Source organism: Micromonospora fiedleri, assembly GCF_016774385.1.
In the GTDB taxonomy this organism is placed as follows: domain Bacteria; phylum Actinomycetota; class Actinomycetes; order Mycobacteriales; family Micromonosporaceae; genus Micromonospora; species Micromonospora gifhornensis.
The window spans coordinates 745,479-770,641 of record NZ_JAETXL010000002.1 but is presented as its reverse complement, the minus strand read 5'-3'; the positions used below and the strand labels follow the sequence as shown (position 1 = coordinate 770,641).

Below are 25,163 nucleotides of genomic sequence, written 5' to 3'. Positions count from 1 at the left end.
AGTCATGCACATCGACGCCCGAGGGATGCGGTTCGACGTCATGGCGGGCGGCCCGGAGCACGGCGAGCCGGTGCTGCTGCTGCACGGCTTCCCGCAGCACGCGGGCGAGTGGAACGACGTGACGCCGACCCTGCACGTGGCCGGTCTGCGCACCTACGCGGTCAACCAGCGTGGCTACTCGCCGGGCGCCCGGCCCACGGAAGTCGAGGCGTACCGGTTGAGCGAGCTGGTCGCCGACGCGGCCGCCGTGCTGGACGCCCTCGGCGTCGACTCCGCCCACGTGGTGGGGCACGACTGGGGTGCCGTGGTGGCCTGGGCGCTGGCCGCCGAGCATCCGGAGCGGGTCCGCACCCTGACCGCCGTCTCCGTGCCGCATCCGGCCGCCATGGCGTACGCGCTCAGCGAGGATTCGCAGCAGAAGGCGCGCTCGGCGTACATGCTGCTGTTCCGTCGGCCCGGGGTGGCCGAGAAGACCCTGCTGGCCCTGGGCGCCCGCGGGCTGCGCCGGATGCTGCGCGGCGTCGGCGACGCGGCGCGGGTGTCGGCGTACGCCGAACCTATGCGCGAGCCCGGCGCGTTGACCGCGGCGCTGAACTGGTACCGGGCGATGTCCTGGACGGACCTGGCGGCGACCGGCCCGTCGCACGTGCCGACCACCTTCGTGTGGAGTGACCGGGACGTGGCGATCGGGCGTACGGCTGCCGAGGCCTGCGTCAAACATGTGCAGGGGGACTACCGGTTCGTCGAAATCGCCGGGGTCAGCCACTGGATCCCGGACGAGGTGCCGACGCGGCTGGCCGAGGCGATCGTGGCCCGGGTGCGTTCTGCCGCCTGAGCCCGGCGTCGGCGGTGCCGTTGTGCCCTGATGCCTGCGGAGGGCTGGCGGAGTTACCGGCGGAAGGGCTGGGGAGGGCTGGCGGAGTTGCTGGCGGCTGGCGGAGTTGCTGGTCGGCGAGGAAGCGGAGTGACGATGACGTTGAGTGCCGACGGTTACCTGGCCGTGGTGACCGCGACGATGAACCGGGTGGCGCAGAGTCAGCGGGACCAGGTGGCCCGCGCCGCGGACCTGATCGCCGAGGCGATCCGGGCCGACGGGGTGGTGCACGCCTTCGGCACCGGCCACTCCGAGGCGCTGGCGATGGAGATCGCCGGCCGGGCCGGTGGGCTGGTGCCGACCAACCGGATCGCCCTGCGTGACCTGGTGCTGCACGGCGGAGCGTCCGCCGATGTGCTGGGACCAAAGCTGGAACGGGACCCGTCGGTGGCCCACCGCCTCTACGAACTCGCCCCGGTCGACCCGGCCGACATCTTCGTACTCGCCTCGAACTCGGGAGTGAACGGGGCGATGGTGGAGTTCGCCTCGCTGGTACGCGAGCGCGGCCACCGGCTGGTGGCGATCACCTCGGCGGAACACTCGGCCCGGATGGAGTCCCGCCATCCGTCGGGCCGCAAGCTCGCCGACTTCGCCGACGTGGTGCTGGACAACGGCGCCCCGTACGGCGACGCGACCCTGCCGCTGCCCGACGGTGGCGCGGTCGGTGCGGTCTCCTCGATCACCGCCGCGTTGCTGGCCCAGCAGATCGTGGTGGAGGTGGTGGCCCGGCTGCTCGCGGCAGGTGAACGTCCGCCGGTCTACCTGTCCGCCAACATCGCCGGCGGCGACGCACACAACGACACCCTTGAGGCCCGGTACGCGGGACGGATCCGCCGCGGCTCCTGAGCGCCGGGCTTTCTGAGCGCTGCGGTGTCATGAGCGCCGGGCCTCCTGAGCGCGGCGCTTCCTGAGTGCCGCGGATCTGAGCGCGACGGTGGTTTGGCCGGGGCGCAGCAGCGGTGGTCCTGCGAACCGGTTTCGGATCGACGGCGGTGGGGCAATCAGCGTTGCCGCCGTCGCCGAACCGGTCCGGCGGCAGGCCGTACCCCCGGAGGTCAGCGGTGTCCAAGGAAACCGAGAAGCAGCGGTGGCAGCGCAACTTCGCCGACCTGTTGCAGGAGTTGCGGGTCGCGCAGACCGGCGTGCAGATCCTCTTCGCCTTTCTGCTGACCCTGCCGTTCAGCAACGGCTTCGGCAGCACCAGCCCGTTCCAGCGGGACGTCTACATCGTCGCGTTGCTCGCAGCAGCGGGTGCCACCGCGATGATCATCTCGCCGGTGGCGTTCCACCGCGCGCTGTTCCGTCAGGGACGTAAACCGGAGTTGGTACGGTTCGCGCACCTGATGGCCTCCGGCGGCCTCGCCCTGATGCTGATCGCGATGGTCAGCTCGGTCCTGCTGATCACCGACTTCGTGCTCGCCCGCCCGATCGCCTTCCTGCTCAGCGCCGTCACCGGACTCTGGTTCCTCACCTTCTGGCTGATCCTGCCCTTCTCCCGCCGCAACTGGGGCGACGACGACATCGACGACGACGAAGACCCCAGCGGCCTGGCCAACACCTAACCCACCCCCTGCCTGCCCCCACCTCGCCCCGTTGATCAAGAGGTTTGCGTCGGGATTCGAGCCGATGCTGACGCAAACCTCTTGATCAACGCGGACGGGTGGCTGGGGACGGTGGGGTGGGGGTGCGGAGGCCCAGGTGGCGGAGTTCGAGGGTGGCGAGGGCGGTGATGGTGTGCTCGTCGCCGTCGCGCCATGCCTGGGCCACGTCGGGGTTGATGCGGGTGAGTCGGCGTAGGGGTTGGTTGGCGAGGGCGCGCAGGGCCAGCAGGTCCTGACCGGCGGGTGCGGCGGCCAGTGTCGCCGCCGAGCCGGCCCGGCGCATCCAGCGCACCCGCAACGGCAGCCAGCCGAACAGCACCAGCCCGAGCGGGACGATCATCATCCCCACCGACAGTGCCAGGGCCAACTGGTCGACAAGTTCCTGCTGGTCACGCCCAGCCTCGGCGAGCGACCGCGCCGCGTCCGCCGCCCGCTCGAACGGCGCCGTCAACTCGTCACCCACCAGAGGCACCCGGCCGACCTTGCCGCCGGCCTCGGCCAGGTTGTCGGCCAGCCCACCGCCGGCCCCTTCCAACTTCTGCCCGGGTACGGCCAACCTCTGCACCAGGTCGTGCAACCACAACGCGCCCCGGATCGTCCCGTAGACCCAGGCGACGACAAGCAGATCGGTGAGCACCTGCCGTAGTGCCACCGGAAAGCGATCAGCGTAAATCTTCACGCCGCCCACCCTGCCACGCCCGACCCACCCCCGCCTCACCCACCCAGCCATAGTCGATCTTGCCAAGCCCTCGCCCCGACGTTGCAGGCCACGGCCGACGAGCGCGCTCGCCCAGCCCTCCCCGCCGCGCCCGCTTCTCCCGCCCACGCCGTCCCGCCTCGCCCCGCACTCCCGCTCAGCCCAGCCCCGCGTCCCGCTCCAGCCCCGTCGATCTTGCACTTTCGGTCGCCGATTTGCCCCCTTTTACGGCCTTCGCGGCGACACAAAGTGCAAGATCGCGTGGGCGTGGGCGTGGGTGCGCGGCGGAGGCGCGCGGGGGCGAGGAAGGGGATCAGGGGGTGCAGGTGGGGCAGGTGCCAAAGATTTCCAGGGTGTGGCTGACGTTGGTGAAGCCGTGTTGGGCGGCTACCTTGTCGGCCCAGGTCTCCACTGTGGGGCCGGCGACCTCGACCGTGCGACCGCAGGCTCGGCAGACCAGGTGGTGGTGGTGTCCCTCGCTGCACCTGCGGTAGAGGTGCTCGCCGCCCGGCGGGCGCATCACGTCGATCTCGCCCGCGTCCGCCAGGCCCTGCAAGGTCCGGTACACCGTGGTCAGGCCGACCCGCTCGCCGCGATCCCGCAGCATCGCGTGCAGATCCTGGGCGCTGTGGAAGCCTTCCACCTCGGCCAGCAGGGCGCTCACCGCCGAGCGCTGCCGGGTGTTACGGACCGCCGTCCCGCTGTCGCTCATGACGGTACTCCACTGCGCCGCTCATCACCCCGAGGCGCGGTCGCGCTGAGCCGGCGGATTCGCTCCCTCAGGACGGCACCGGCGTCGCCTCCGGGCATGGACTTGCTGAGCCGGCCGGTTCGTTCGCTCATGATCCCTCCCCGGCATGGCTTACCGCGTCGGCGACGATGTGCGCAACATGCTCGTCGACCAAGGCGTACGCGATCTCCCGGCCGCGCCGGGAACCGCGGACCACGCCGGCGCCGCGCAGCACCCGTAGATGCTGGGAGACCAGCGGTTGGGCGACGCCCAGCTTGTCGACCAATTCGTGCACGCAGCGCTCGCCGCCGGCCAGCTCGCTGACGATGGCGAGCCGGATCGGCGCGGAGAGGGCACGCAGGAGCTCACTTGCGCCCTCGTACGCGTCGTATCCGGATTCGCTGCTCACTCTGCAACGGTAACCAATACCGACAGGGTCATCGTGGTCAGGACCGGTCGAGCACCACCTCGGGTGGTTCCGGTGTCAGCACCGGCTCCGGTCGGGTCCGGCGGATCCGACGCCAGCCGGCGGCGAACAGGGTGATCACCACGAACGAGGCGATCGCGAGCACCACCACCGAGGCGCCGGGCGCGGTGTCGGCGACCGCCGCCACCCAGATGCCGGCGCCGGCGGCGAACAGGCCGAGGGTCATGGCCGCCGTCATGGTGGCGCGGAAACCCCGGGTGACCTGTTGGGCGGTGGCCACCGGCACCACCATCAGCGCGCTGATCAGCAGTACGCCGACCGCCCGCATCGCGATCGTCACGGTGATCGCGGTGGTGACCGCCAGCAGCAGGTTCAGGGCGCGTACCGGCAGGCCGGAGACCCGCGCGTACTCCTCGTCCTGGCAGACCGCGAAGAGCGCGGGCCGCAGGGCGACCATCGTGATCAGGACGGCCACACCGAGCACCGCGATGGTGACGAGGTCGCTGCGGGAGGTGGTGGTGAGCGCCCCGAACAGGTACGCGTTGAGGTTCGCGCTGGTGCTGTCCGACAGGCCCACCAGCACCACGCCACCGGCGATGCCGCCGTAGAAGAGCAGGGCCAGGGCCAGGTCGCCGGAGGTGCGGCCCCGTTCGCGGATCAACTCGATGGCGACCGCACCGATCACGGCCGCGATCACCGCCATGATCACGGGGGAGGTGCCGAAGAGCAGGCCCGCGCCGACACCGGTCAACGCGACGTGCCCGATGCCGTCCCCGATCAGCGCGAGCCGCCGCTGCACCAGGTAGATGCCGAGCGCCGGTGCGGCCACCCCGATGACGAGCGCGCCGATCAGCGCGTTCTGCATGTATTCGTACTGGAAGAGGGTCAATTGGTGCCCCACAGCCCGGCGGGTTCCTCGGGACAGTGCGGATGCACGTGGTCGTGGTCCGGCGCCGCGTGGTGCCCGGCCGGTTCCGGCACCGCGCCGTCGTGCGCGATCAGACCCTGGTGTACGACGACCGCCCGGCTGATCAGCGGCTGGAGCGGACCGAGCTCGTGCGCCACCAGCAGTACGGTGCCGCCGCCGTCGGTGAAGCCGCGTAGCGCCTCGGCGAACGCCTCCTGGCTGGCGGCGTCCACCCCGGCGGTCGGCTCGTCCAGCACCAGCAGTTCGGGCTTACCGGCCAGCGCGCGGGCGATCAGGGTGCGCTGCTGCTGCCCGCCGGAGAGGGTGGACACCGGGTCCTTCGCCCGGTCGGCCAGGCCGACGGCGTGCAGCGCCTCGGTGACGGCCTTGCGGTCGGCGCGCCCCGGTGGCCGCAGGATGCCCCGGCGGGCCAGCCGGCCGGAGGCCACCACCTCGCCCACCGTGGCCGGTACGCCGCTGCCCGCGCCGAGGCGCTGCGGGACGTACCCGATGCGGTGCCACTGCCGGAACCGGCGTGCCGATTCGCCGAAGAGGGTCACCGAGCCGGAGCTGAGCGGGACCAGTCCGAGCACGGCGCGGATCAGGGTCGACTTGCCGGAACCGTTGGCGCCGAGGATCGCGACCACCTCACCGGCGGTCACGGTCAGCGAGACGTCGCGCAGCACGGGGCGGCCGTCGTAGCCGACCACCCCGTGCGCGACGGTGATGACTTCAGGTGTCACGAGCAGCTCAACGCCGTCCGAAGGGTCTCCAGGTTGGTGCGCATCACCGAAAGGTAGTCCTCCTCGCTGTTCTCGGTGGACAGGCCCTCCAGCGGGTCGAGCACCGCGGTCTGCGCGCCCACCTCCCGGGCGATCGTCTCGGCGACCTTCGGGCTGACCAGCGTCTCGAAGAAGATCGTGGTGGCGCCGTGCTCGCGCGCCTCCTCGGTGACCGCGGCCAGCCGCTGCGGCGACGGCTCGTCCTCCGGCGTCAGCCCGGTGATGCCGATCTGCTCCAGCTGGTAGCGCTGCGTGAGGTACCCGAACGCGGTGTGGCTGACCACGATCTCCCGGCGCTGGCAGGTCTTCAGCCCCTCGGTGAACTCGGTGTCCAGCTGCTCCAGTTCGGTGCGCAGGGTGGCGGCCCGCTGGGTGTAGTCGCCGGCCCGCTCCGGGTCGACGGCACCGAGCCGCTCGGCCAGCTTGTCGCCGATGGTGGCCAGCCGCGTCGGGTCGAGCCAGACGTGCGGGTCCTTCGCGCCGTCGGACACCTCGTCGGCATGCTCGCCCTCGTCGGCGTGCTCGTCGCCGTGGTCGTGGTCGTGGCCGCCGGCGGTGGCGTCCAGCAGGGGCTCGACGGCGGCCACGTCGAAGGCCCGGTCGCCGCCGTTCTGCTCGATCGCGGCGTCGACCGCGGGCTGGAAACCGTCCAGGAAGATGATCAGCTTGGCGTCGATGATCTGGCCGACCTGCCGCGGGTTCAGCTCCAGGTCGTGTGGCTCGGCACCCGGACGGGCCAGGTTGGTCACCGTCACGGCGTCCCCGCCGATCCGCTCAGCCAGGAACTGCAAGGGGTAGAAGCCGGCCACCACGTCGACCCGCTCCGGGTCGCCACCGGAAGTGGTGTCGGTGCTGCAAGCGGCGACGCCGGTCAGGGCGAGCAGCGCGGCGGTGGCGGTGGCCAGGACTCGGGGGGTGGTGCGGAAGGTCATGTCATCGACTGTCCGCGACAATGACAATGATTGTCAAAAACGCATAATTGCATGTCGGAGCAGGTCGATCAGAGCAGCTTCACCAGGCCGACGGTGACCAGCAGGGTCAACATCAGCAACCGGATCACCCGGGTCGGCAGCGTCTGCACCGGCCAGGTTGTCACCAGCAGGGCGGCCACCACGGCGGCGAGCAGCAGGGTGAACAGCCCGCCCAGCGGGCCCGGGGTGAAGAACGCGACAAGTACGAGAAGCAGGGTGACCAGGAACACGGTCGTCGGGTTGGTCCGGGCCAGGCGGTCGGTGATCCGGCGCTGCGTACGCTGCATCCCACAGACTTTACGAGGAGGAGTGTCCGGTGCTCGTGACCAACCGGTTCGTGGTCGACGACGACGGCGCGCAGGATTTCACCGAACGGGCCCACGCCGCTCTCGCGGCCCTGGCTGCCCGCCCCGGTTACCTGCGCGGGCAACTGGTCCGGGCGCTGGACGACCCGCGACACTGGTGCCTGGTCACCGAGTGGGAGTCGGTGGGCACCTACCGCCGCGCGCTCGGTGGCTTCGACGTCAAGGTCACGGCGATACCGCTGCTCGCCGAGAGCATCGACGAGCCGTCCGCGTACGAGACGTTGGCCAGCGCCGCGCCCGACGGCGACGTGGTGGTGGTCGACAGCGATCGCGCTGCGGGTCCTTACCGCTGAGCTGTCGGGCACTACGCTGGCTGCTATGACCGATCCCGGACCGGCGGCCCCACCACCCCAGCCCCCGCTGCCCGGCCAGCAGAATCCCCAGCCGCCGAGCCACGGTGCCTTCGCGCCGCCCGGTGTGGTCGAGTCAGGCGTGCCGACACCGCCGACCGGCCCCGGAGTGGCGCCGCCGTTCGCGGCGCCGCCGACCGAGGGCGGTCGCTCCCGACTCTGGCTCGGTCTCGGCGCCGGGGCGTTGGCGCTGGTGCTCTGCTGCGGTGGCGGGGGCACCGCGGTGGTCGGCCTGCTGGTCAGCGGGGTGCAGGCGATCGAGGAACAGGGCCGTACGGTCTCCAGCGACTACTACCGCGCCCTGGCCGACGGCGAGTACGGCCAGGCGTACGACCAGCTCTGTGAGGACGCCAAGCGGCGCGAGTCCCGGCAGGAGTTCGAACGCCGGGCCGCCGCCGAGCCGCAGATCGTCTCCTACCGGGTCGGCAGCGTGGACACCACCACGCTGACCGTGCCGGTGGACGTCACCCTCGCCGGCGGTGGTCAGGAACGGCAGCAGGTCGTGCTAGCCCAGGACCAGCAGACCGGTGGCATGGAGGTCTGCGGAGTCAACTGACCGACCGCAGGTAATGTGCTGGGTTCGGGAGGACGGCAGTCGTACCGTTGTCCCGAACTGTTCCTTCCATCCCACCGCGTCCCCGCCGACCGCCAGTCGGCGTAGGAGGAAACATGCCAGCAGACCGTATCGACGCCATCGTCAGCCTCGCCAAGCGCCGAGGCTTCGTCTTCCCCTCCAGCGAGATCTACGGAGGCACCCGATCGGCGTGGGACTACGGCCCGCTCGGCGTGGAGCTCAAGGAGAACGTCCGCCGGCAGTGGTGGAAGACCATGGTCCAGCAGCGTGACGACGTCGTCGGGCTGGACTCCGCGGTGATCCTGGCCCGGGACGTGTGGGCGGCCTCCGGCCACCTCGACGCCTTCGTCGACCCGCTGACCGAGTGTCAGTCCTGCCACAAGCGGTTCCGCGCCGACCACCTGGAAGAGGCGTACGCGGAGAAGCACGGCAAGCCGCTCGCCTCGCTCACCGAGCTGAACTGCCCGAACTGCGGCAACAAGGGCACCTTCACCGAGCCGAAGATGTTCAACGGGCTGATGAAGACCTTCCTCGGCCCGGTGGAGAGCGACGAGGGCCTGCACTACCTGCGCCCGGAGACCGCCCAGGGCATCTTCGTCAACTACAACAACGTGGCCAACGCGGCGCGGAAGAAGCCGCCGTTCGGCATCGCGCAGACCGGCAAGTCGTTCCGCAACGAGATCACCCCGGGCAACTTCATCTTCCGTACCCGCGAGTTCGAGCAGATGGAGATGGAGTTCTTCGTCGAGCCCGGCACCGACGAGCAGTGGCACGAGTACTGGCTCTCCGAGCGCTGGAACTGGTACGTCGACCTCGGGCTCTCCGCGGAGAACATGCGCTTCTACGAGCACCCCAAGGAGAAGCTCTCCCACTACTCGAAGCGCACCGTCGACATCGAGTACCGGTTCCAGTTCGGCGGCAGCGAGTTCGCCGAGCTGGAGGGGATCGCCAACCGCACCGACTTCGACCTCTCCACGCACAGCAAGCACTCCGGGGTCGACCTGTCGTACTTCGACCAGACCAAGAGCGAGCGCTGGGTCCCGTACGTGATCGAGCCGGCCGCCGGCCTGACCCGCGCGGTGCTGGCGTTCCTGCTCGAGGCGTACGACGTCGACCAGGCTCCCAACGCCAAGGGCAAGATGGAGGAGCGCACCGTGATGCGCTTCGACCCGCGGCTGGCCCCGGTCAAGGTGGCGGTGCTGCCGCTGTCGCGCAACGAGGCCCTCTCGCCCAAGGCCAAGGACCTCGCCGCGCAGCTGCGCAAGCGCTGGGTGGTCGAGTTCGACGACTCGCAGGCGATCGGCCGCCGCTACCGCCGCCAGGACGAGATCGGCACCCCGTTCTGCGTCACCGTCGACTTCGACACCCTGGACGACAACGCGGTGACCATCCGCAACCGGGACACCATGGCCCAGGAGCGGATCGCCCTGGACCAGGTCGAGCGCTACCTGATCGACCACCTCCCCGGCTGCTGACGTGTAAGGAAGGGCCCCTTCTTAACGCCTGGCGTAGAGGAGGGGTCCCTTCTTAACAAGGATCTAGGCCGGCGGAGCGGACCGGTCGACGCGTACCCGGGCCGTGGCACCGAAACCGCGGCGGGAGTCGTACGCGTCCTCCACCGTGCGGCGCACCCGACGCGGCTCGCGACGGATCTGCGCGGGCGTGAAGTGCAACACCAGGACGCCGAGCCGACTCAGCTCGTTGTGCCGATCAAGCGTGCGCGTCCAGTCCGCAGGTCGGAAGTGGTACTCCTGTGAGTCGACCTCCAGCGCCACCGCCGCGTCGGCCAGATAGCCGTCAGGCGTCGGCAGCGACGCACCGTTCGCATCGAGCAGCCGCGGATTCCAGTGGATCTCGCTCAGCACGCCGCTGTCCGCCAGACACTCCCGCAACTCCGCCTCGGGCGCGGACCGGACACCCGCCGCCACCTCCGCGAACGCCTTCCTGATCAGCGCCGTCCGGCTGCGCCGGGCCCGCCTGATCTCCTCGTCCAGGGACGTGAGGTCGGCGTACCCCCGCTGCACGGCCTCGGCCACGATGGCGCGCACCGGGCGGAGTTGCCGCAGGTCACGCGCAGCGTCGACCACCGCGCGGGCGGGTGAGCACACCGGGTACAGCGGCGTGGCCCGGGCCCGGCCGTCCAGGGCGAGCGCCCGCGAGATCACCGCGTAACCTGCCGACGTGCGTCGTGCGTGATGCGGCACGATCAGGTGTACGTCGTCGCTGCGCGGGCTCTGTCGGAAGCCGTACCAGGACAGTGCGGCCAGGCTGGTGAGCTGTGCCTCGCCACCGGCGTACAGCGCCGCCGAGATGCGCCGCTGCTCGTCGGTCAGGGTGCCGGTGACCAGGGCGTACGTCGCGGGCAGGACCCGCTGCCAGAGCCCGCGCCGCGTCTGCCGGTACAGGTACATGTCGTCGAAGCCGCAGGCCAGCAACTGGGCACGACTGACGATCTGCTGTTGCCGCTCGGCCAGCTCGGAGAACTCGGGTGGATGGGTACGCATGCCGCGCAGCATCACCGGCCCGCCCGGCCCGTGTCCCGCCCGAGCCGGGCACCTGTGGACAACCGCGCACGCTGTGGACGACGCACCGCCTTCGGCGTGAGTGTGTTATGCGTCGCGTTAACAGGGGGCCCTTCCTATGCACGAGGCGTTAAGAAGGAGCCCTTCCTTACACTTGGACGGTGACGATGTCGAGTGCTGCGCTGGGGCCGTTGACCATCGGACGGCACCAGGTGTGGCCGCCGGTGGTGCTCGCGCCGATGGCAGGCATCACCAACGTCGGTTTCCGGCAGCTCTGCCGGGAGCAGGGCGGCGGCATCTACGTCTGCGAGATGATCACCACGGTCGCCCTGGTCGAGCGGAACCCGAAGACCCTGCGCATGATCGCCTTCGGGGCGGACGAGAGCCCGCGCAGCCTCCAGCTCTACGGCACCGACCCGGAGATCACCGCCGCCGCCGTGCGGATCGTGGTCGAGAAGGACCTCGCCGATCACATCGACCTCAACTTCGGCTGCCCGGTCCCGAAGGTCACCCGACGCGGCGGTGGCGCGGCCCTACCCTGGCGCCGCCGACTCTTCGCCCGCCTGGTCAAGGCCGCGGTGGACGCCGCCGCACCCGCCGGGGTGCCGGTCACGGTCAAGATGCGCAAGGGCATCGACGACGACCACCTGACGTACGTCGAGGCGGGGCTGGCCGCGCAGGACGCCGGCGTCGCCGCGGTCGCCCTGCACGGGCGTACGGCCGCACAGCGCTATTCGGGCACCGCCGACTGGGACGCCATCGCCACCCTCAAGCAGGCCCTCGACGTGCCGGTGCTCGGCAACGGCGACATCTGGGAGGCCGACGACGCGCTGCGGATGGTGGCCCACACCGGCGTCGACGGCGTGGTGATCGGCCGCGGCTGCCTCGGCCGCCCGTGGCTCTTCGCCGACCTGGAGGCGGCCTTCGCCGGGCGTACCGACCGGCGCCTGCCCACCCTCGGCGAGGTGGCGCTGACCATGCGCCGGCACGCCGAGCTGCTGGTCGACCAGTTCACCGCCGGCGCCCGCAACCCGGCCCGGGGCGAGCGCGACGGCTGCACCGACTTCCGCAAGCACGTCGCCTGGTACCTGAAGGGCTTCCCGATCGGCAGCGAACTGCGCCGCGCCCTGGCCATGATCGACAGCCTCGCCCAGCTCGACGACCTGCTCGGCAAGCTGGACCCGACCGTGCCCTTCCCGACGGAGACCCTGGGCCAGCCGCGCGGACGAACCAACTCACCCGGCAAGGTCTTCCTCCCCGACGGCTGGCTCGCCAGCCGCGACGACGACACCGTCCCCGAAGGCGCCGAACTGGCCGACTCCGGCGGCTGAGCGCTGACCGGCGGCCTTCGGGCATTACCTGGCAGGTAATCGACTCCGCGCGGGTGATCCGGCACGCTGGCGTTGACGCCCGAGGACGAGGAAGCCGATGAACCCTGCCCCCACCGCTGTGTCGATCGAGCCTGCGGCCGCCCGCGCGGGACGCGGTACCGCCGGAGCTGCCGTGACCGCCACCGTGCCAGCGCTCTCGATCGGCGCGGCGCTACGCCGGTGGCGGGAAATACGGCGGTTGAGTCAGCTGGAGTTGGCTGTGCGGGCCGACATCTCCACCCGCCATCTGAGCTTCCTCGAGACGGGCCGCTCGCGGCCGAGCGGCGAGATGGTACTTCGCCTCGCTGAGCACCTCGACCTGCCGCTACGCGAACGCAACCGGCTGCTGTTGGTGGCGGGCTACGCGCCGGCGTACCCGCAGACCGCGCTGACCGCCTCTCGGATGGCGCCGGCCCGCGCCGCCGTCCGGCAGGTGCTGGCCGGCCACGAGCCCTACCCGGCGGTGGTGGTCGACTGCAGTTGGCAGATGGTGGACGCCAACCAGAGCCTGACCATCTTCACCGATCTGGTCGCGCCCGACCTGCTGGCGCCTCCGGTGAACGTGCTGCGGGTGAGCCTGCACCCGGACGGCCTCGCCCCGCACATCGCGAACCTCGGCCAGTGGCGTGCGCACCTGCTGGCTCGGCTGGCTCGGCAGGTCGAACTGACCGGTGACGCCGGGCTGGTCGCACTGGACGACGAGTTGCGTGGCTATCCGAGCGACGGCCCGGAACCGGACATCGGGCTGCCCGGCCCGGGCGACATCGTGGTGCCACTGCGACTGCGGCACGACGGTGGGGAGCTGGCCTTCATCAGCACCATCGCGACGTTCGGTACGCCACTGGACGTCACCCTGGCCGAACTGTCCATCGAGTCGTTCTATCCGGCGGACGAGCGTACGGCGGTGCTGCTGCGCGAACGCACCCGACGGTGACCGTGCCCCCGACCTTGGAGGTCTTGACGTGTCCGCTACCCGGCAGACTGTCGACACGCTGCTGTCCCGCATCGTCGCCGGTGCAGCACCCGAGCGGATCGCCGAGCTGTACGCCGACCAGGTGGACTGGCAGGTCAGCTGGCCGGGCACCGAGCACCTCGACGTGCCGTGGATCCGTCCGCGCTCAACCCGTGCCGACGTCGCCGACCACCACCGCACGCTGGCTGCGGCCACCGTGCCGGGCCAGGCCGAGGCGACCGTCACCGGCATCCTCGTCGATGGGCCGGACGCCGTGGTGTTCGGCCAGGTCGCCCAGACGGTACGCCGTACCGGCAAACGGTTCACCGCTCGTTTCGCCCTGCACCTCACGGTGGCCGATGGCCGGATCGTCCGGCACCACGTTTACGAGGACAGCCTCGCCATCGAGGCAGCCTGCCGGAGTTGACGCCCACGGGTGGACGACGGCAAGGGCCGACCCCCGTTCGGGGTCGGCCCTTGCCGTTCGCGATGGCGGATCGTCAGCTGGTGGCGGTGTAGCCGCGGGTGGCGATCCAGTCGGCGAGGTCGTCGGTGGTGAGTTGGTAGGTGGCGGTGGCCGGGTTGGCGGAGTCGGCGATGGTGACGGTGTCGCCTCCGTCGTGGTAGCCGGTGACGCTGATGTAGTGGCCACCTTCGAAGCTGTGGGTGGTGCCGGTGGTGTCGGTGGTGGTGCCGGCGATGTTGGCGACCACGGCGTGGCCGTTGTCGACGGTGCGCTTGATGTCCTCGCGCAGCTTGTCGGTCTGCTTGTCGTCGGCCTTGGCACCGGGGATCTCCACCGAGCGGTAGACGTCCTTACCGGTTTCCTTGTTCAGGACCGGGGTGATGTCGTTGATGGAGTCGGTGCCGTTCTCGGTGGTGCCCATCTCCTTGGCCATGGTGTGGACGTCGATGTTCTTGCCCTGCACGCTCAGGGCGTTGCGGGCGGCGGCGGGGCCGCAGTAGTAGAAGTTGGGCTGGGCTTCGTAGCGCACGTCGAGCTGTCGTTCGCCGCCGGGCTTGCGGTCGGCCTGCACGGCGGTGGGGGTGCTGGGTGCGGCCTGGGCGGCGATGGCGGGGCCGGCGATACCACCGGCGGTGGCGGCGGCAGCGGCGATGGTCAGAGCGGTCTTACGCAGCATGGTGGTACGCATGATGGTGTTCCGCCTTCCGTTCCGGGGGTGCACGCGGCGGTCAGCGCGGGGGGCGCGTGTTGCCGCGCGAAGAGGGGGAGATCGTGCGAAGTAGATGTGGGCGGTAGGCCCTGCTCGGGCATCGCGGGCCTGCTGGGCCTCATCGGCCGGGGGGCCGGTCACGATGTCCGGGAGATGTGTAACGCCGGGTGGGGGGCGGTCATTCCGGCCCGGTTCCCGGGGGCGTCGCCGAGGGGGCGTCGCGGTTACCCCCTGTACAACGCCCAGGCTGGGGGCATGATTCCGCGACCACGGTGACCCAGCCCACTGGCCGCCGGGGCATCCGTCGGACATATCACCCAAGGTGTCGCTCGGCATGGGCGACGACACCCGCCGTTCACCACGGCGGCCCCCAGCCCGCCTCGACGACCGGGTCCGCCCTCGCCGTTACGCCGAAACGGTGGGGTCCAGAGCGGTAGGAAACCACCATTCCGGCGTAATGGAGCCGATCACGCAGGTCAGGTCAGTCGATCCAGTCGCGCCTGCACAAACGCCCGCGATCATCCGCGAGTAGCGGGATCGCCTGCACATGCAGCACGACCCGCGCATGGCCGCACTACCCCTAGCCCATCGCTGAGAGCGTCAGTCTTGGGCGGTATTGGTCGCGTTTTGGTTAGGTGGCGCGGGCCGGGGTGCGGGGACTGAGGGCTGCGATGGCCAGGGTAGGTCGGGCGAGCGGTGGAAGGTGATCCCGGCCGCAGTCCAGCGCGGGGCGTGGCCGGCCAGCCGCTGCCGGAAGTCAGACCAGTCGTGGGTGGCCCGAGCGGGCTGGCCGGACCTGGGTGACTGCTCGGGCGGGGCGGGTTGGGCGGGCTGGTCGGACCGCGGGGACTCGGCGGGCTGGTCGGGCTGGGTGGACCGCGGGGACTGGTGGGGCTGGGGGGACTGGGGGGACCAGGCCAGTTCGGCGATTGCGGGTAGGCGGGGGAAGAGCATGAACTCGATCTCGGTGCGGGTGGTGACGGACTCGGTCCAGAGCGGTGCCTCGATGCCGAGCACCGCGTCGGCCGGTACGCCGGTCAGGTGGGTGGCGGGGTCCCAGTCGTACGCCTGGTGCACGTCGATGTGGGCGGCCCAGTCGTGGCCGATCGGGGTGTCCGGGGCGTACTTCATGTCCAGGTAGACGTGGTTGGCGGGGGAGAGGATCAGTTTGGCGCCTCGGCGTACCGCGTCGGCGGTGACCGGGTCGTCGGGGCGGGTGCCCCACCACTGCAGGATCCGGCCGTCGGTGTGCGCGGCGGGGGCGATCTGGTGCCAGCCGATGACCGTCTTGCCGAGCCCGGTCACGATTCGTTGTACCCGTTCGACGAAGCGGGTGTAGATCTCGGCGGGCACCTTGAACGCCTCGTCGCCGCCGATGTGCAGCCACGGGCCGGGGGTGAGCGCGGCGAGTTCGCCGAGCACGTCGGCGACGAAGTCGTACGTGCGCTCGCTGGTCGGGTCGACGTAGCTGAACCCGATCTCGGTGCCGGCGTACGGCGAGGGGGTTGTTCCCGGGGGTGCCAGCTCAGGGTGGGCGACCAGCGCGGCGTTGGTGTGGCCGGGCAGGTCGATCTCGGGGATGACGGTGATGTGCCGGGCGGCGGCGTACGCCACGATGCGCCGGTAGTCGGCCTGGGTGTAGTGGCCGCCGGGACCGCCGCCGACCTCGGTCGCTCCGCCGACGGCGGCCAGCCGGGGCCAGGAGTCGATGGCGATGCGCCACCCCTGGTCGTCGGTGAGGTGCAGGTGCAGCCGGTTGAGCTTGTACCGGGCCAGGTGGTCGATGACCCGCAGCACGTCGGCGACGCCGAAGAAGTGCCGGGCCACGTCGAGCATGGCGCCGCGGTGCGGGTACCGGGGGCGGTCGAGGATCGATCCGCCGGGCAGTACCCACCGCTCGGCGACCGGGGTGCGGCTCTCGATGGCGGCGGGTAGCAGTTGGCGCAGTGTCTGCACCCCGTGGTGCAGGCCGGCGGCGGTGCGGGCGCGCAGGCGTACCCCGTCGCGTGTGACGTCGAGCCGGTAGCCCTCGGCGCCGAGGGCGGCCTCGTCGGTCAGCTCCAGGGCTATGCCGCCGGCGGGCGGTTGCCCGACCACGTCGGTCACCGGCAGCGGGTAGCCGGTGGCGGGGCGGAGCAGCGCGGCGAGTTGTTCGCCGACGGCCAGTGCGGCCGGGTCGGCGCTGACCCGGATCACCGCGTCGGCGGGCAGCAGGTAGTCGGCGTCGGCATCCGGCTCGACCCGCTCGGGCGCCGGGACCACATCACCGAGCCGGACCACCGAGCCCAGCCGGACCGGCGCGGCCGGGGCGAGCTGCGTCGCCGCCGCCCGCTCCGCCGCGCCCGCCAGCTCCCCGGCGGTACGCGTGGTGCTCTCGGCCGGGTGCAGCGGCTGCGGTGGGGTGCCAGGCGGCGAGGACAACGACGGCTCCGAGGACAACGAGGGCTCCGAGGACAACGAGGGCTCCGAGGGGGTGTATTCGCGGCAGGGGTGGCAATGGTGCGAGGTGTGGTCACAGTGCGTGTCGTCAAGAGTACGGCGAGGTCGCCCAATGCGTATTCGTGCGTATGGAAACGTTCCCAGAAACCGCGACGATCGCGGACGGTCGTGATTGCTGTGCCTATTGTCACCGAATGGCCCCGAGTCACTCGTTGTTCGCTTAACCTTCGCCCACCGATCGGCACAACTCCCTGGATTGCCAGCGAGTACTTCCGGGGTAGAAAACTGAACCTTCGTTAAGTGTCAGTCCGGGCGCGTGGGAGGCTCTGGTGGCAGCGCAGGAAACGGTCGAGCACAAGTACGTCTACGACTTCGCCGAAGGCAACAAGGATCTCAAGGACCTGCTCGGCGGCAAGGGTGCCAACCTGGCCGAGATGACCAACCTCGGTCTGCCGGTTCCGCCCGGCTTCACCATCACCACCGAGGCGTGCCAGGCGTACCTGGCCAGCGGGGAGCAGCCCGACGGGCTGGCCGACCAGATCGCCGCGCACCTGGCCGCCCTGGAGCAGGGCATGGGTCGACGCCTCGGCGACCCGGACGACCCGCTGCTGGTCTCGGTACGGTCCGGGGCGAAGTTCTCCATGCCGGGAATGATGGAGACCGTCCTCAACGTGGGGCTCAACGACCGCAGCGTGGTCGGGTTGGCCGCGCAGGCCAACGGCAACCAGCGGTTCGCCTGGGACTCGTACCGGCGACTGATCCAGATGTTCGGCAAGACCGTCTGCGACGTGCCGGGCGAGGAGTTCGAGCACGCGATCGACGAGGCCAAGCGGGCCAAGGGCAGCACCGACGACCTGGACCTGGACGCGGACGACCTGCGCGCGCTCGTCGACACGTACAAGAAGATCTTCAGTAAGCACACCGGACGGGAGTTCCCGCAGGACCCCCGCGAGCAGCTCGACCTGGCCATCCGCGCGGTGTTCGACTCGTGGAACGCCGAGCGGGCGGTGATCTACCGCCGGCAGGAGCGCATCCCGGCCGACCTCGGCACCGCGGTCAACGTGGTGGCGATGGTCTTCGGCAACCTCGGCCCGGACTCCGGCACCGGCGTCGCGTTCACCCGTGACCCGGCCAGCGGCGCACAGGGCATCTACGGCGACTACCTGGCCAACGCCCAGGGCGAGGACGTGGTCGCCGGCATCCGCAACACCGTGCCGTTGCAGGAGTTGGAGCGGATCAACAAGGCCGCCTACGACGAACTGCTCGACTACATGGCCCGGCTGGAGCGGCACTACAAGGACCTCTGCGACATCGAGTTCACCATCGAACGCGGCAAGCTGTGGATGCTCCAGACCCGGGTCGGCAAACGTACCGCCGCCGCCGCGTTCGTCATCGCCGGCCAACTGGTCGACGAGGGCCTGATCGACCTCGACGAGGCGCTGCACCGGGTCAACGGCGCCCAACTGGCCCAGCTGATGTTCCCGCGCTTCCAGCTCGACCACGGCTTCGAGGCGGTCGCCACCGGCATCGGCGCCTCGCCGGGCGCGGCGGTCGGCAAGGTGGTGTTCACCTCGGCCCGCGCCGTCGAGTTGGCCGGTCAGGGCGAGGACGTCATCCTGGTCCGCCGGGAGACCAACCCGGACGACCTGAACGGCATGATCGCGTCCAAGGGCATCCTCACCTCACGGGGCGGCAAGACCAGCCATGCCGCCGTGGTGGCCCGGGGGATGGGCAAGACCTGCGTCTCCGGTGCCGACGCGCTCGACATCGACGTGCCGAAGCGGCGGTTCACCGTGGCCGGGCAGACGGTCACCGAGGGCGACGTGGTCTCCATCGACGGCACCACCGGCAAGGTCTACCTGGGCGAGGTGCCGGCCACCCCGTCGGAGGTGGTGCAGTACTTCGAGGGGGAACTCGACCCGGAGGCCACCGACAACGCGCTGGTCAAGGCCGTACACCGGATCATGTCGCACGCCGACGCCACGCGGCGGCTGGCGGTACGCACCAACGCCGACACGGCCGCCGACGCGGCGCGGGCGCGGCGCTTCGGCGCCGAGGGCATCGGCCTGTGTCGCACCGAGCACATGTTCCTCGGCGATCGTCGGGAACTGGTCGAGCGGTTGATCCTGGCCCGCGACGCCAAGGAACGCGACGAGTCGCTCGCCGCGCTGCTGCCGTTGCAGCGGGCCGACTTCGTGGAGATCTTCCGGGCGATGGACGGGCAGCCGGTCACCGTCCGGCTGATCGACCCGCCGCTGCACGAGTTCCTGCCGCCGCTGGAACAGCTCGCCGTCGACGTGGCGGTGGCCCAGGAACGCGGCGAGGACGTGGCCAAGGAGGAGGCGCTGCTGGCCGCCGTACGCCGGATGCACGAGGAGAACCCGATGCTGGGGCTGCGCGGCGTACGCCTCGGTCTGGTCATCCCCGGCCTGTTCGCGATGCAGGTCCGGGCGATCACCGAGGCCGCCGTGGAGTGCACCCGCCAGGGTGTGCGCGCCTGCCCGGAGATCATGGTCCCGCTGGTCGGCGCGGTGCAGGAACTGGAGACGGTACGCACCGAGGCCGAGCGGATCATCGCCGAGGTGGTCGGCGGCAGCGACGTCGAGGTGCTGATCGGCACGATGATCGAGGTGCCCCGGGCGGCGTTGACCGCCGGGCAGATCGCCGAGGCGGCCGAGTTCTTCTCCTTCGGCACCAACGACCTGACACAGATGGGCTGGGGTTTCTCCCGCGACGACGTGGAGGGCGCCTTCTTCTGGCGCTACCTGGAACTGGGCATCTTCGGCATCTCGCCGTTCGAGTCGATTGACGCCGACGGCATCGGCCGGCTGGTGCGGATCGCGGCCGAGGAGGGGCGGGCCGCCCGCCCCGGCCTCAAGCTCGGCGTGTGCGGCGAGCACGGCGGCGACCCCGACTCGGTGCACTTCTTCCACTCCGTCGGGCTCGACTACGTCTCCTGCTCACCGTTCCGGGTGCCGGTGGCCCGGCTGGAGGCGGGCCGGGCGGCAGTGGTCACGGCGGGCTCGGACAGCCGCTGAACGGATCGGGTCGGCGGGCGATCGTCCGCCGACCCGGCCGGTGCTCAGATCGGTGGCCGCCGCCAGGTGATGTGCGGGTCCCGGCGGGGACGTGGGCCGGGCAGGCTGGCCATCGGGGTGCGTACGGCCAGCGGGGCGCGCCCGTCGGTCTGCAGCGGCGGCATCGGCGTCGATCGGCGGCAGGCGGCAAGCGTCGGCCCGGCCCGATGCACCATCGCCAGCGCCTCCTCGCGCAGCGCGACCAGGTCGGCGCCGGGGGCGGTGACCACGGTCAACAGGACGTCCCCGCCGACCGGATAGGTGATCACACAACCGGCTGCGGTGTGCACCACGGACTCGTGGAACGGGCCCTGCCGGACCGTCGCCGCCATCCGGTTGCCGACACCGAAGTTCGCGGCGGCCAGGGCCGCCAGGTAGGTGGCGTCCGTCGTGGGCAGGTCGCTGGAAATCAACAGGCCGTCGGTGCCGGCGAGCACCGCGCCGGTGACCTCGGGTCGGCGTCGGCGCAGCCCCTGCAACTCGGTGCCCATCATCGTTTCCGCGTTCACGAGCGTGTCTCTCCCACCGGTCGTGTCTCCGCCTCAACAGGTGACGTTCCGCGATGGCGACGCTACCCGTGGGCGTCGATAAACGCGATCCCGTGACCGTCGGCAATCGGACGACAACTCTAGTCTGATCGGAGGATGTGAACTCGTCGGCCTCAGTTCGTCGTCGCGCCGTCCGGCGCGGTCGGGCGTAACCTGATGCTCTCCGGAGGACCGTCGTCGCAAAGGGGTGGCCGGATGAGTGTGCGTACCGGGCTGTCGGGTCCTGCCGGTGACCGACCGGAGGTGTCGGCATGACCGTCGTCTGGGCGAGCCTGACCATCGACGCCCGCGATCCGGCCCGGTTGGCCCGCTGGTGGGCCGAGGCGCTCGGCTACCAGGTGATCACCGAGCAGCCCGACGAGGTGGAGATCCGGCAGTCCGCCGACCGGCTGCCCGGCATCGTCTTCGTACCGGTCACCGGTGCCAAGGAGAGCAAGAACCGGCTCCACCTCGACCTGCGCCCGGCCGACCGGGAGGCCGAGGTGGAACGGCTCGTCGACATGGGTGCCCGGCACGTCGACGTGGGCCAGGACGGTACCGACTGGACGGTGCTCGCCGACCCGGAGGGCAACGAGTTCTGCATACTCGCACCGCGTGACAACTGACGCGCAGCGGCGGGTGACGGAGCCGGTCAAGGACGCCGGGGGAGGCCGTTCGCCGTACGAGCGGGACCGGGCCCGGGTGCTGCACTCGGCGGCGTTCCGTCGGCTCGCCGCGAAGACCCAGGTGCACACGGCCGGCACGGACGACTTCCTGCGTACCCGGCTGACCCATTCGCTGGAGGTGGCCCAGATCGCCCGGGAGATGGGCGCGCGGCTGGGCTGCGATCCGGACGTCGTGGACACCGCCGGGTTGGCGCACGACCTGGGGCACCCGCCGTTCGGACACAACGGCGAGGCCGCCCTAAACACGGTGGCCGCCGCCTGCGGCGGCTTCGAGGGCAACGCGCAGACGCTGCGGGTGCTGACCCGTCTGGAAGCCAAGGTGTACGACGCCGACGGCACCTCCGTCGGGCTGAACCTCACCCGCGCCTGCCTCGACGCGGTCAGCAAGTACCCCTGGCCACGTCGGCCGGGCCGGCGCAAGTTCGGGGTGTACGCCGACGACCGGCCGGTCTTCGACTGGCTGCGCCACGGCGCGCCGCCCGGCGAGCGGCGCTGCCTGGAGGCGCAGGTGATGGACTGGGCCGACGACGTCGCGTACTCGGTGCACGACGTGGAGGACGGCATCCACGGCGGATACCTCACGCTGGGGTTGCTGCTCGCCGACGCCGACGAGCGGGCCGCCCTCTGCGCCGACGTGGCCGCCACCTACTCCGCCGAGCCGCCCGACTACCTCGGCCAGGTGTTGATGGAGGTGCTGGCCGACCCGCTGCTCGCTCCGTTGGCCGGCTACGACGGCAGCCACCGCGCCCAGGCCGCGCTCAAGGCCACGACCAGCGTGCTCACCGGCCGCTTCGTGGCGGACGCGGTCGCCGCCACCACCGCCCGGTTCGGTCCCGGCCCGCACCGTCGCTACGCGGCCGACCTCGTGGTGCCCCGCTCGCTGCGGGCCCGGTGCGCCCTGCTCAAGGGCATCGCCCTGCGCTACGTCATGCGTCGTCCCGGGGCGCAGGGGCGCTACCAGCGGCAACGGGAGATCATCACCGACCTGGTACGGGTGCTGACCGATCGGGCCCCTGATGCCCTCGATCCGGTGTTCGCCCCGCTGTGGCGCGCCGCCGGGGACGACGCGAGCCGACTGCGGGTGGTGATCGACCAGGTGGCCTCCCTCACCGACCCGGCCGCCCTGGCCTGGCACGCCCGCCTGACCGACTGACGCCGCCCGGCGGCTGCCCTGGCCCGGCCCGCCTGCCGGACCAACTGATGCCGCCCGGCGGCTGTTCTCGCCTGGCCCGCCTGCCGGGCCTGCTGATGCCGCTCGGCCGGGAGTCGGTGGGTGAGGTTAGCCTAACCAGATGACGGAGCGCCCGAAGACAGTCACCGCCACCCGCGTGGTCCGCACCGAACGACCCACCGCGCACGTGGTCCGATTGGTGTTCGGCGGGCCCGAGCTGATCGGCCTGCCGGTGGGCGAGTTCACCGACCACTACATCAAGTTCGTCTTCCCGGTGCCGGGGGTCGACTACCCGCGCCCGATGGAACTTGCCGCGATCAAGCGGGAACTGCCCCGCGAGCACTGGCCCCGGCTGCGCGCGTACACCGTGCGGGACTGGGACGCCGCGACCGGGCAGATGACCGTCGACGTGGTGTACCACGGTGACGCCGGCCTCGCCGGGCCCTGGGCCGCCGCCCTGCGACCCGGCGACGAGGTGCTGTTCACCGGCCCCGGTGGGGCGTACGCGCCGAGCCCGGACGCCGACTGGCACCTGATGGTCGGCGACGACAGCGCCCTGCCGGCGATCGCCGCGTCCCTGGCCCGGCTGCCGGTGGGCGCGCCCGCGCACGTCTTCGTCGAGGTCGACGGCCCGGCCGACGAGCAGCCGCTGCCCAGCCCCGGCAAGGTGCAGCTGACCTGGCTGCACCGCAGCGGAGGCCCGGTCGGTGCGGCCCTGGTCTCCGCCGTCCGTGAGCTGGAGTTCCCGCCCGGCACCGTGCACGCCTTCGTCCACGGCGAGGCCGGCTTCGTCCGCGACCTCCGCCGCCTGCTGCGAGTCGAGCGAACGGTCCCCCGCGAATCCCTCTCCATCTCCGGCTACTGGCGCCAAGGCCTCGACGACGAAGGCTGGCGCGCCACCAAACCCGACTGGAACCGCCAGGTCGAAGCCGACGAACAACCCCACCCGCTCCCCGCCCGTTGATCATGAGGTTAGCGGCGGGCTTGATCTCCGAAAGTGCCGCCAACCTCATGATCAACAGGGGGTTGCTGTGGTGGGGGGTCGGTCGAGTCGGGTGGGGTGGGCGGGGGAGGATGTGAGGAGAAGGGGGTGGGGGTGTGGCGGGGCGGATTCGGGACGAGGACATCGCGCTGGTTCGGGAGCGGGCCTCCATCGCTGAGGTGATCTCCGACACGGTGACCCTGAAGTCGGCGGGCGCGGGCAACCTGAAGGGGTTGTGCCCGTTCCACGACGAGAAGAGTCCGTCGTTCAACGTCTCGCCCGCGCGTAACGTCTGGTACTGCTTCGGCTGCGGTGCCGGTGGCGACGCCATCAAGTTCCTGATGGACGCCGAGCACCTGAGCTTCGTCGAGGCGGTGGAGCGGCTCGCCGCCCGGGTCGGCCTGCAACTGCGGTACGTGGAGGACGACCGGTCCACCCCCCGCCGGGAGCGACCGCAGCAGGGGCAGCGGCAGCGGCTGGTCGCCGCGCACGCCGCCGCGGCGGAGTTCTACACCGCCCAGCTCACCACGGCCGGCGCGCGTGCCGCCCGGGAGTTCCTGGCCCAGCGCGGCTTCGACCGGGCCGCCGCCGAACGGTACGGCTGCGGATTCGCCCCCGAAGGCTGGGATCCGCTCACCCGACACCTGCGCCAGCGCGGGTTCAGCCACGACGAACTGGTCACCGCCGGGCTGTCCCGACCGGCCCGCTCGGGCAGCCTGATCGACCGGTTCCGGCGTCGGCTGCTCTGGCCGATCCGCGACCTGACCGGCGACGTGATCGGCTTCGGTGCCCGCAAGCTGTTCGACGACGATGACGGCCCGAAGTACCTCAACACCCCCGAGACGCCGATCTACAAGAAGTCGCAGGTGCTCTACGGCATCGACCAGGCCAAACGGGAGATCGCCAAGCAGGGCCGGGTGGTGGTGGTCGAGGGCTACACCGACGTGATGGCCTGCCACCTGGCCGGCGTACCGACCGCGGTGGCGACCTGCGGCACCGCCTTCGGTGGCGACCACATCGGCGTACTGCGCCGGCTGCTGCTGGACACCGACGCCGTGGCAGGGGAGATCATCTTCACCTTCGACGGGGACGCCGCCGGGCAGAAGGCCGCGCTGCGCGCCTTCGAGGACGACCAGCGCTTCGTCGGGCGTACCTTCATCGCGGTCAGCCCCGACAACATGGACCCGTGCGAGCTGCGCCTGGCAAAGGGCGACCTGGCCGTCCGCGACCTGGTCGCGCGCCGCGAGCCGCTCGTCGACTTCGCGCTGCGCCACGTGATCAGCCGGTTCGACCTGGACACCGTCGACGGGCGGGTCGAGGCGATGCGCCGGGCCGCGCCGCTCGTCGCCAAACTCAAAGACCAGGAAAAACGCCCCGAGTACGTACGCAAGCTCGCCGGTGACCTCGGCATGGAGATCGAGCCGGTGCAACGGGCCGTGCTGGCCGCCGCCTCCGGACGACCGATGGACGCCGCCCCGGCGCGTCCGGCGCGCAGCGAGGCGGCCGTGGACAGTCCACAGTCGATGGTCGAACGGGAGGCGCTCAAACTGGCCCTCCAGGAGCCGGTGCTGGCCGGGCCGATGTTCGACGCGGTCGAGGCGACCGACTACCGGCACCCGGTGCACGTGGTGGTGCGTACCGCCATCGCCGAGGCCGGTGGCGCCGCCTCCGCGACCGCCGGTGCGGTCTGGGTCGAGGCGGTACGCGACGCCTGCGAGGACCTCGCGGCCCAGGCCCTGGTCGGCGAGTTGGCGGTCGAGCCGCTGCGGATCGACGGCGAGCCCGACCCGCGGTACGTCTCGATCACCATGGCCCGCCTGCAATGGGGATCGGTCACCGCCCGGATCCGGGACCTCAAGTCGCGGATCCAGCGGATCAACCCGGTCAGCAACAAGGACGAGTACTTCGCCACCTTCGGTGAGCTGCTCTCGTTGGAGCAGCACGCCCGGGCCCTGCGCGAGCAGGCAGCGGGAGGATTGTGATG

Annotated in this window: 25 protein-coding genes; 14 read left to right on the top strand and 11 right to left on the bottom strand. The window is 71.1% G+C overall.

What is annotated here, in order from left to right; translation table 11 throughout:
• The first annotated feature begins 4 nt into the window (after nt 1–4).
• The 3 genes from JMF97_RS07485 to JMF97_RS07475 all read left to right on the top strand — a co-directional run bounded on the left by JMF97_RS07485 (nt 5) and on the right by JMF97_RS07475 (nt 2,436).
• Nucleotides 5–835 carry an alpha/beta fold hydrolase gene (locus JMF97_RS07485; RefSeq protein ID WP_203220813.1) on the top strand — a complete coding sequence of 277 codons (831 nt, stop codon included), beginning with the start codon at nt 5–7 and terminating at the stop codon, nt 833–835.
• Between the two features lie 135 nt (nt 836–970).
• Complete coding sequence (locus JMF97_RS07480) at nt 971–1,720, top strand: sugar isomerase domain-containing protein (protein WP_203220812.1); 750 nt, start codon at nt 971–973, stop codon at nt 1,718–1,720.
• Between the two features lie 215 nt (nt 1,721–1,935).
• Nucleotides 1,936–2,436 (top strand): DUF6328 family protein, encoded by a 501-nt coding sequence (locus JMF97_RS07475; RefSeq protein ID WP_013735371.1) that lies wholly within the window; start codon nt 1,936–1,938, stop codon nt 2,434–2,436.
• An 85-nt stretch (nt 2,437–2,521) separates the two neighbouring features.
• Here JMF97_RS07475 and JMF97_RS07470 read toward each other — a convergent pair whose 3' ends face one another.
• The 7 genes from JMF97_RS07470 to JMF97_RS07440 all read right to left on the bottom strand — a co-directional run bounded on the left by JMF97_RS07470 (nt 2,522) and on the right by JMF97_RS07440 (nt 7,276).
• Complete coding sequence (locus JMF97_RS07470; protein ID WP_203220811.1) at nt 2,522–3,154, bottom strand: hypothetical protein; 633 nt, start codon at nt 3,152–3,154, stop codon at nt 2,522–2,524.
• A 331-nt stretch (nt 3,155–3,485) separates the two neighbouring features.
• Nucleotides 3,486–3,884, bottom strand: coding sequence for a Fur family transcriptional regulator (locus JMF97_RS07465; protein WP_013735369.1), 399 nt, complete (start codon nt 3,882–3,884; stop codon nt 3,486–3,488).
• Nucleotides 3,885–4,011: 127 nt separating this feature from the next.
• Nucleotides 4,012–4,311 carry an ArsR/SmtB family transcription factor gene (locus tag JMF97_RS07460; protein WP_013735368.1) on the bottom strand — a complete coding sequence of 100 codons (300 nt, stop codon included), beginning with the start codon at nt 4,309–4,311 and terminating at the stop codon, nt 4,012–4,014.
• A 37-nt stretch (nt 4,312–4,348) separates the two neighbouring features.
• A complete protein-coding gene (locus JMF97_RS07455; RefSeq protein ID WP_203220923.1) occupies nt 4,349–5,218 on the bottom strand; it encodes a metal ABC transporter permease in 870 nt (289 codons plus the stop codon).
• Entirely contained in the window at nt 5,215–5,979 is a 765-nt protein-coding gene (locus JMF97_RS07450; protein WP_203220810.1) for a metal ABC transporter ATP-binding protein, read from the bottom strand. Before JMF97_RS07450 ends, JMF97_RS07455 begins: the two co-directional genes overlap by 4 nt.
• Nucleotides 5,976–6,950 (bottom strand): metal ABC transporter substrate-binding protein, encoded by a 975-nt coding sequence (locus tag JMF97_RS07445; RefSeq protein ID WP_203220809.1) that lies wholly within the window; start codon nt 6,948–6,950, stop codon nt 5,976–5,978. Before JMF97_RS07445 ends, JMF97_RS07450 begins: the two co-directional genes overlap by 4 nt.
• A gap of 68 nt (nt 6,951–7,018) precedes the next feature.
• Nucleotides 7,019–7,276 carry a hypothetical protein gene (locus JMF97_RS07440; RefSeq protein WP_203220808.1) on the bottom strand — a complete coding sequence of 86 codons (258 nt, stop codon included), beginning with the start codon at nt 7,274–7,276 and terminating at the stop codon, nt 7,019–7,021.
• 29 nt (nt 7,277–7,305) lie between these two features.
• Between JMF97_RS07440 and JMF97_RS07435 the strand changes: the two genes are divergently transcribed.
• From JMF97_RS07435 to JMF97_RS07425, 3 genes are all read left to right on the top strand, one after another.
• Nucleotides 7,306–7,647, top strand: a complete 342-nt coding sequence (locus JMF97_RS07435; protein WP_013735363.1) for an antibiotic biosynthesis monooxygenase family protein — start codon at nt 7,306–7,308, stop codon at nt 7,645–7,647.
• A gap of 139 nt (nt 7,648–7,786) precedes the next feature.
• Nucleotides 7,787–8,260, top strand: coding sequence for an Rv0361 family membrane protein (locus tag JMF97_RS07430; RefSeq protein ID WP_203220922.1), 474 nt, complete (start codon nt 7,787–7,789; stop codon nt 8,258–8,260).
• A gap of 113 nt (nt 8,261–8,373) precedes the next feature.
• On the top strand, nt 8,374–9,753 hold the full coding sequence (locus JMF97_RS07425) for a glycine--tRNA ligase (protein WP_013735361.1): 1,380 nt from the start codon (nt 8,374–8,376) through the stop codon (nt 9,751–9,753).
• Nucleotides 9,754–9,816: 63 nt separating this feature from the next.
• On the opposite strand, the gene JMF97_RS07420 is transcribed toward JMF97_RS07425, so the two are convergent.
• Entirely contained in the window at nt 9,817–10,782 is a 966-nt protein-coding gene (locus tag JMF97_RS07420) for a type IV toxin-antitoxin system AbiEi family antitoxin domain-containing protein (RefSeq protein ID WP_203220807.1), read from the bottom strand.
• Between the two features lie 185 nt (nt 10,783–10,967).
• Between JMF97_RS07420 and dusB the strand changes: the two genes are divergently transcribed.
• From dusB to JMF97_RS07405, 3 genes are all read left to right on the top strand, one after another.
• Nucleotides 10,968–12,131 carry a tRNA dihydrouridine synthase DusB gene (gene dusB / locus JMF97_RS07415; protein WP_203220921.1) on the top strand — a complete coding sequence of 388 codons (1,164 nt, stop codon included), beginning with the start codon at nt 10,968–10,970 and terminating at the stop codon, nt 12,129–12,131.
• A gap of 97 nt (nt 12,132–12,228) precedes the next feature.
• Nucleotides 12,229–13,104, top strand: a complete 876-nt coding sequence (locus JMF97_RS07410) for a helix-turn-helix domain-containing protein (protein WP_438803745.1) — start codon at nt 12,229–12,231, stop codon at nt 13,102–13,104.
• Nucleotides 13,105–13,132: 28 nt separating this feature from the next.
• Nucleotides 13,133–13,549, top strand: coding sequence for a nuclear transport factor 2 family protein (locus JMF97_RS07405; protein ID WP_203220805.1), 417 nt, complete (start codon nt 13,133–13,135; stop codon nt 13,547–13,549).
• Between the two features lie 73 nt (nt 13,550–13,622).
• On the opposite strand, the gene JMF97_RS07400 is transcribed toward JMF97_RS07405, so the two are convergent.
• Nucleotides 13,623–14,276, bottom strand: a complete 654-nt coding sequence (locus JMF97_RS07400; RefSeq protein ID WP_203220804.1) for a C39 family peptidase — start codon at nt 14,274–14,276, stop codon at nt 13,623–13,625.
• A gap of 621 nt (nt 14,277–14,897) precedes the next feature.
• A complete protein-coding gene (locus JMF97_RS07395) occupies nt 14,898–16,718 on the bottom strand; it encodes a beta-N-acetylhexosaminidase (protein ID WP_438803744.1) in 1,821 nt (606 codons plus the stop codon).
• A gap of 347 nt (nt 16,719–17,065) precedes the next feature.
• On the opposite strand from JMF97_RS07395, the gene ppdK reads away from it, so the two are divergent.
• Nucleotides 17,066–19,774, top strand: a complete 2,709-nt coding sequence (gene ppdK / locus JMF97_RS07390; RefSeq protein ID WP_203220802.1) for a pyruvate, phosphate dikinase — start codon at nt 17,066–17,068, stop codon at nt 19,772–19,774.
• A 44-nt stretch (nt 19,775–19,818) separates the two neighbouring features.
• On the opposite strand, the gene JMF97_RS07385 is transcribed toward ppdK, so the two are convergent.
• Nucleotides 19,819–20,322: a roadblock/LC7 domain-containing protein gene (locus JMF97_RS07385; protein WP_203220801.1), complete on the bottom strand. Its 504-nt coding sequence runs from the start codon at nt 20,320–20,322 to the stop codon at nt 19,819–19,821.
• 290 nt (nt 20,323–20,612) lie between these two features.
• Between JMF97_RS07385 and JMF97_RS07380 the strand changes: the two genes are divergently transcribed.
• The 4 genes from JMF97_RS07380 to dnaG all read left to right on the top strand — a co-directional run bounded on the left by JMF97_RS07380 (nt 20,613) and on the right by dnaG (nt 25,161).
• The gene (locus JMF97_RS07380; RefSeq protein ID WP_203220800.1) at nt 20,613–20,966 is read left to right on the top strand and encodes a VOC family protein; all 354 of its coding nucleotides are present in this window, start codon (nt 20,613–20,615) and stop codon (nt 20,964–20,966) included.
• A complete protein-coding gene (locus JMF97_RS07375; protein WP_203220799.1) occupies nt 20,956–22,179 on the top strand; it encodes a deoxyguanosinetriphosphate triphosphohydrolase in 1,224 nt (407 codons plus the stop codon). Before JMF97_RS07380 ends, JMF97_RS07375 begins: the two co-directional genes overlap by 11 nt.
• A gap of 139 nt (nt 22,180–22,318) precedes the next feature.
• Nucleotides 22,319–23,161 (top strand): siderophore-interacting protein, encoded by an 843-nt coding sequence (locus JMF97_RS07370; RefSeq protein ID WP_203220798.1) that lies wholly within the window; start codon nt 22,319–22,321, stop codon nt 23,159–23,161.
• A gap of 134 nt (nt 23,162–23,295) precedes the next feature.
• Complete coding sequence (gene dnaG, locus JMF97_RS07365; RefSeq protein ID WP_203220797.1) at nt 23,296–25,161, top strand: DNA primase; 1,866 nt, start codon at nt 23,296–23,298, stop codon at nt 25,159–25,161.
• The last annotated feature ends 2 nt before the right edge of the window (nt 25,162–25,163 follow it).

Bases quoted from the DNA above. Each gene is read 5' to 3' on its own strand.
- JMF97_RS07485 (WP_203220813.1), top strand. From the start codon at position 5: ATGCACATCGACGCCCGAGGGATGCGGTTCGACGTCATGGCGGGCGGC.
- JMF97_RS07480 (WP_203220812.1), top strand. From the start codon at position 971: ATGACGTTGAGTGCCGACGGTTACCTGGCCGTGGTGACCGCGACGATG.
- JMF97_RS07465 (WP_013735369.1), bottom strand. From the start codon at position 3,884: ATGAGCGACAGCGGGACGGCGGTCCGTAACACCCGGCAGCGCTCGGCG.
- JMF97_RS07445 (WP_203220809.1), bottom strand. From the start codon at position 6,950: ATGACCTTCCGCACCACCCCCCGAGTCCTGGCCACCGCCACCGCCGCG.
- JMF97_RS07440 (WP_203220808.1), bottom strand. From the start codon at position 7,276: ATGCAGCGTACGCAGCGCCGGATCACCGACCGCCTGGCCCGGACCAAC.
- JMF97_RS07425 (WP_013735361.1), top strand. From the start codon at position 8,374: ATGCCAGCAGACCGTATCGACGCCATCGTCAGCCTCGCCAAGCGCCGA.
- JMF97_RS07420 (WP_203220807.1), bottom strand. From the start codon at position 10,782: ATGCGTACCCATCCACCCGAGTTCTCCGAGCTGGCCGAGCGGCAACAG.
- dusB (WP_203220921.1), top strand. From the start codon at position 10,968: ATGTCGAGTGCTGCGCTGGGGCCGTTGACCATCGGACGGCACCAGGTG.
- JMF97_RS07410 (WP_438803745.1), top strand. From the start codon at position 12,229: ATGAACCCTGCCCCCACCGCTGTGTCGATCGAGCCTGCGGCCGCCCGC.
- JMF97_RS07400 (WP_203220804.1), bottom strand. From the start codon at position 14,276: ATGCGTACCACCATGCTGCGTAAGACCGCTCTGACCATCGCCGCTGCC.
- JMF97_RS07380 (WP_203220800.1), top strand. From the start codon at position 20,613: ATGACCGTCGTCTGGGCGAGCCTGACCATCGACGCCCGCGATCCGGCC.
- JMF97_RS07370 (WP_203220798.1), top strand. From the start codon at position 22,319: ATGACGGAGCGCCCGAAGACAGTCACCGCCACCCGCGTGGTCCGCACC.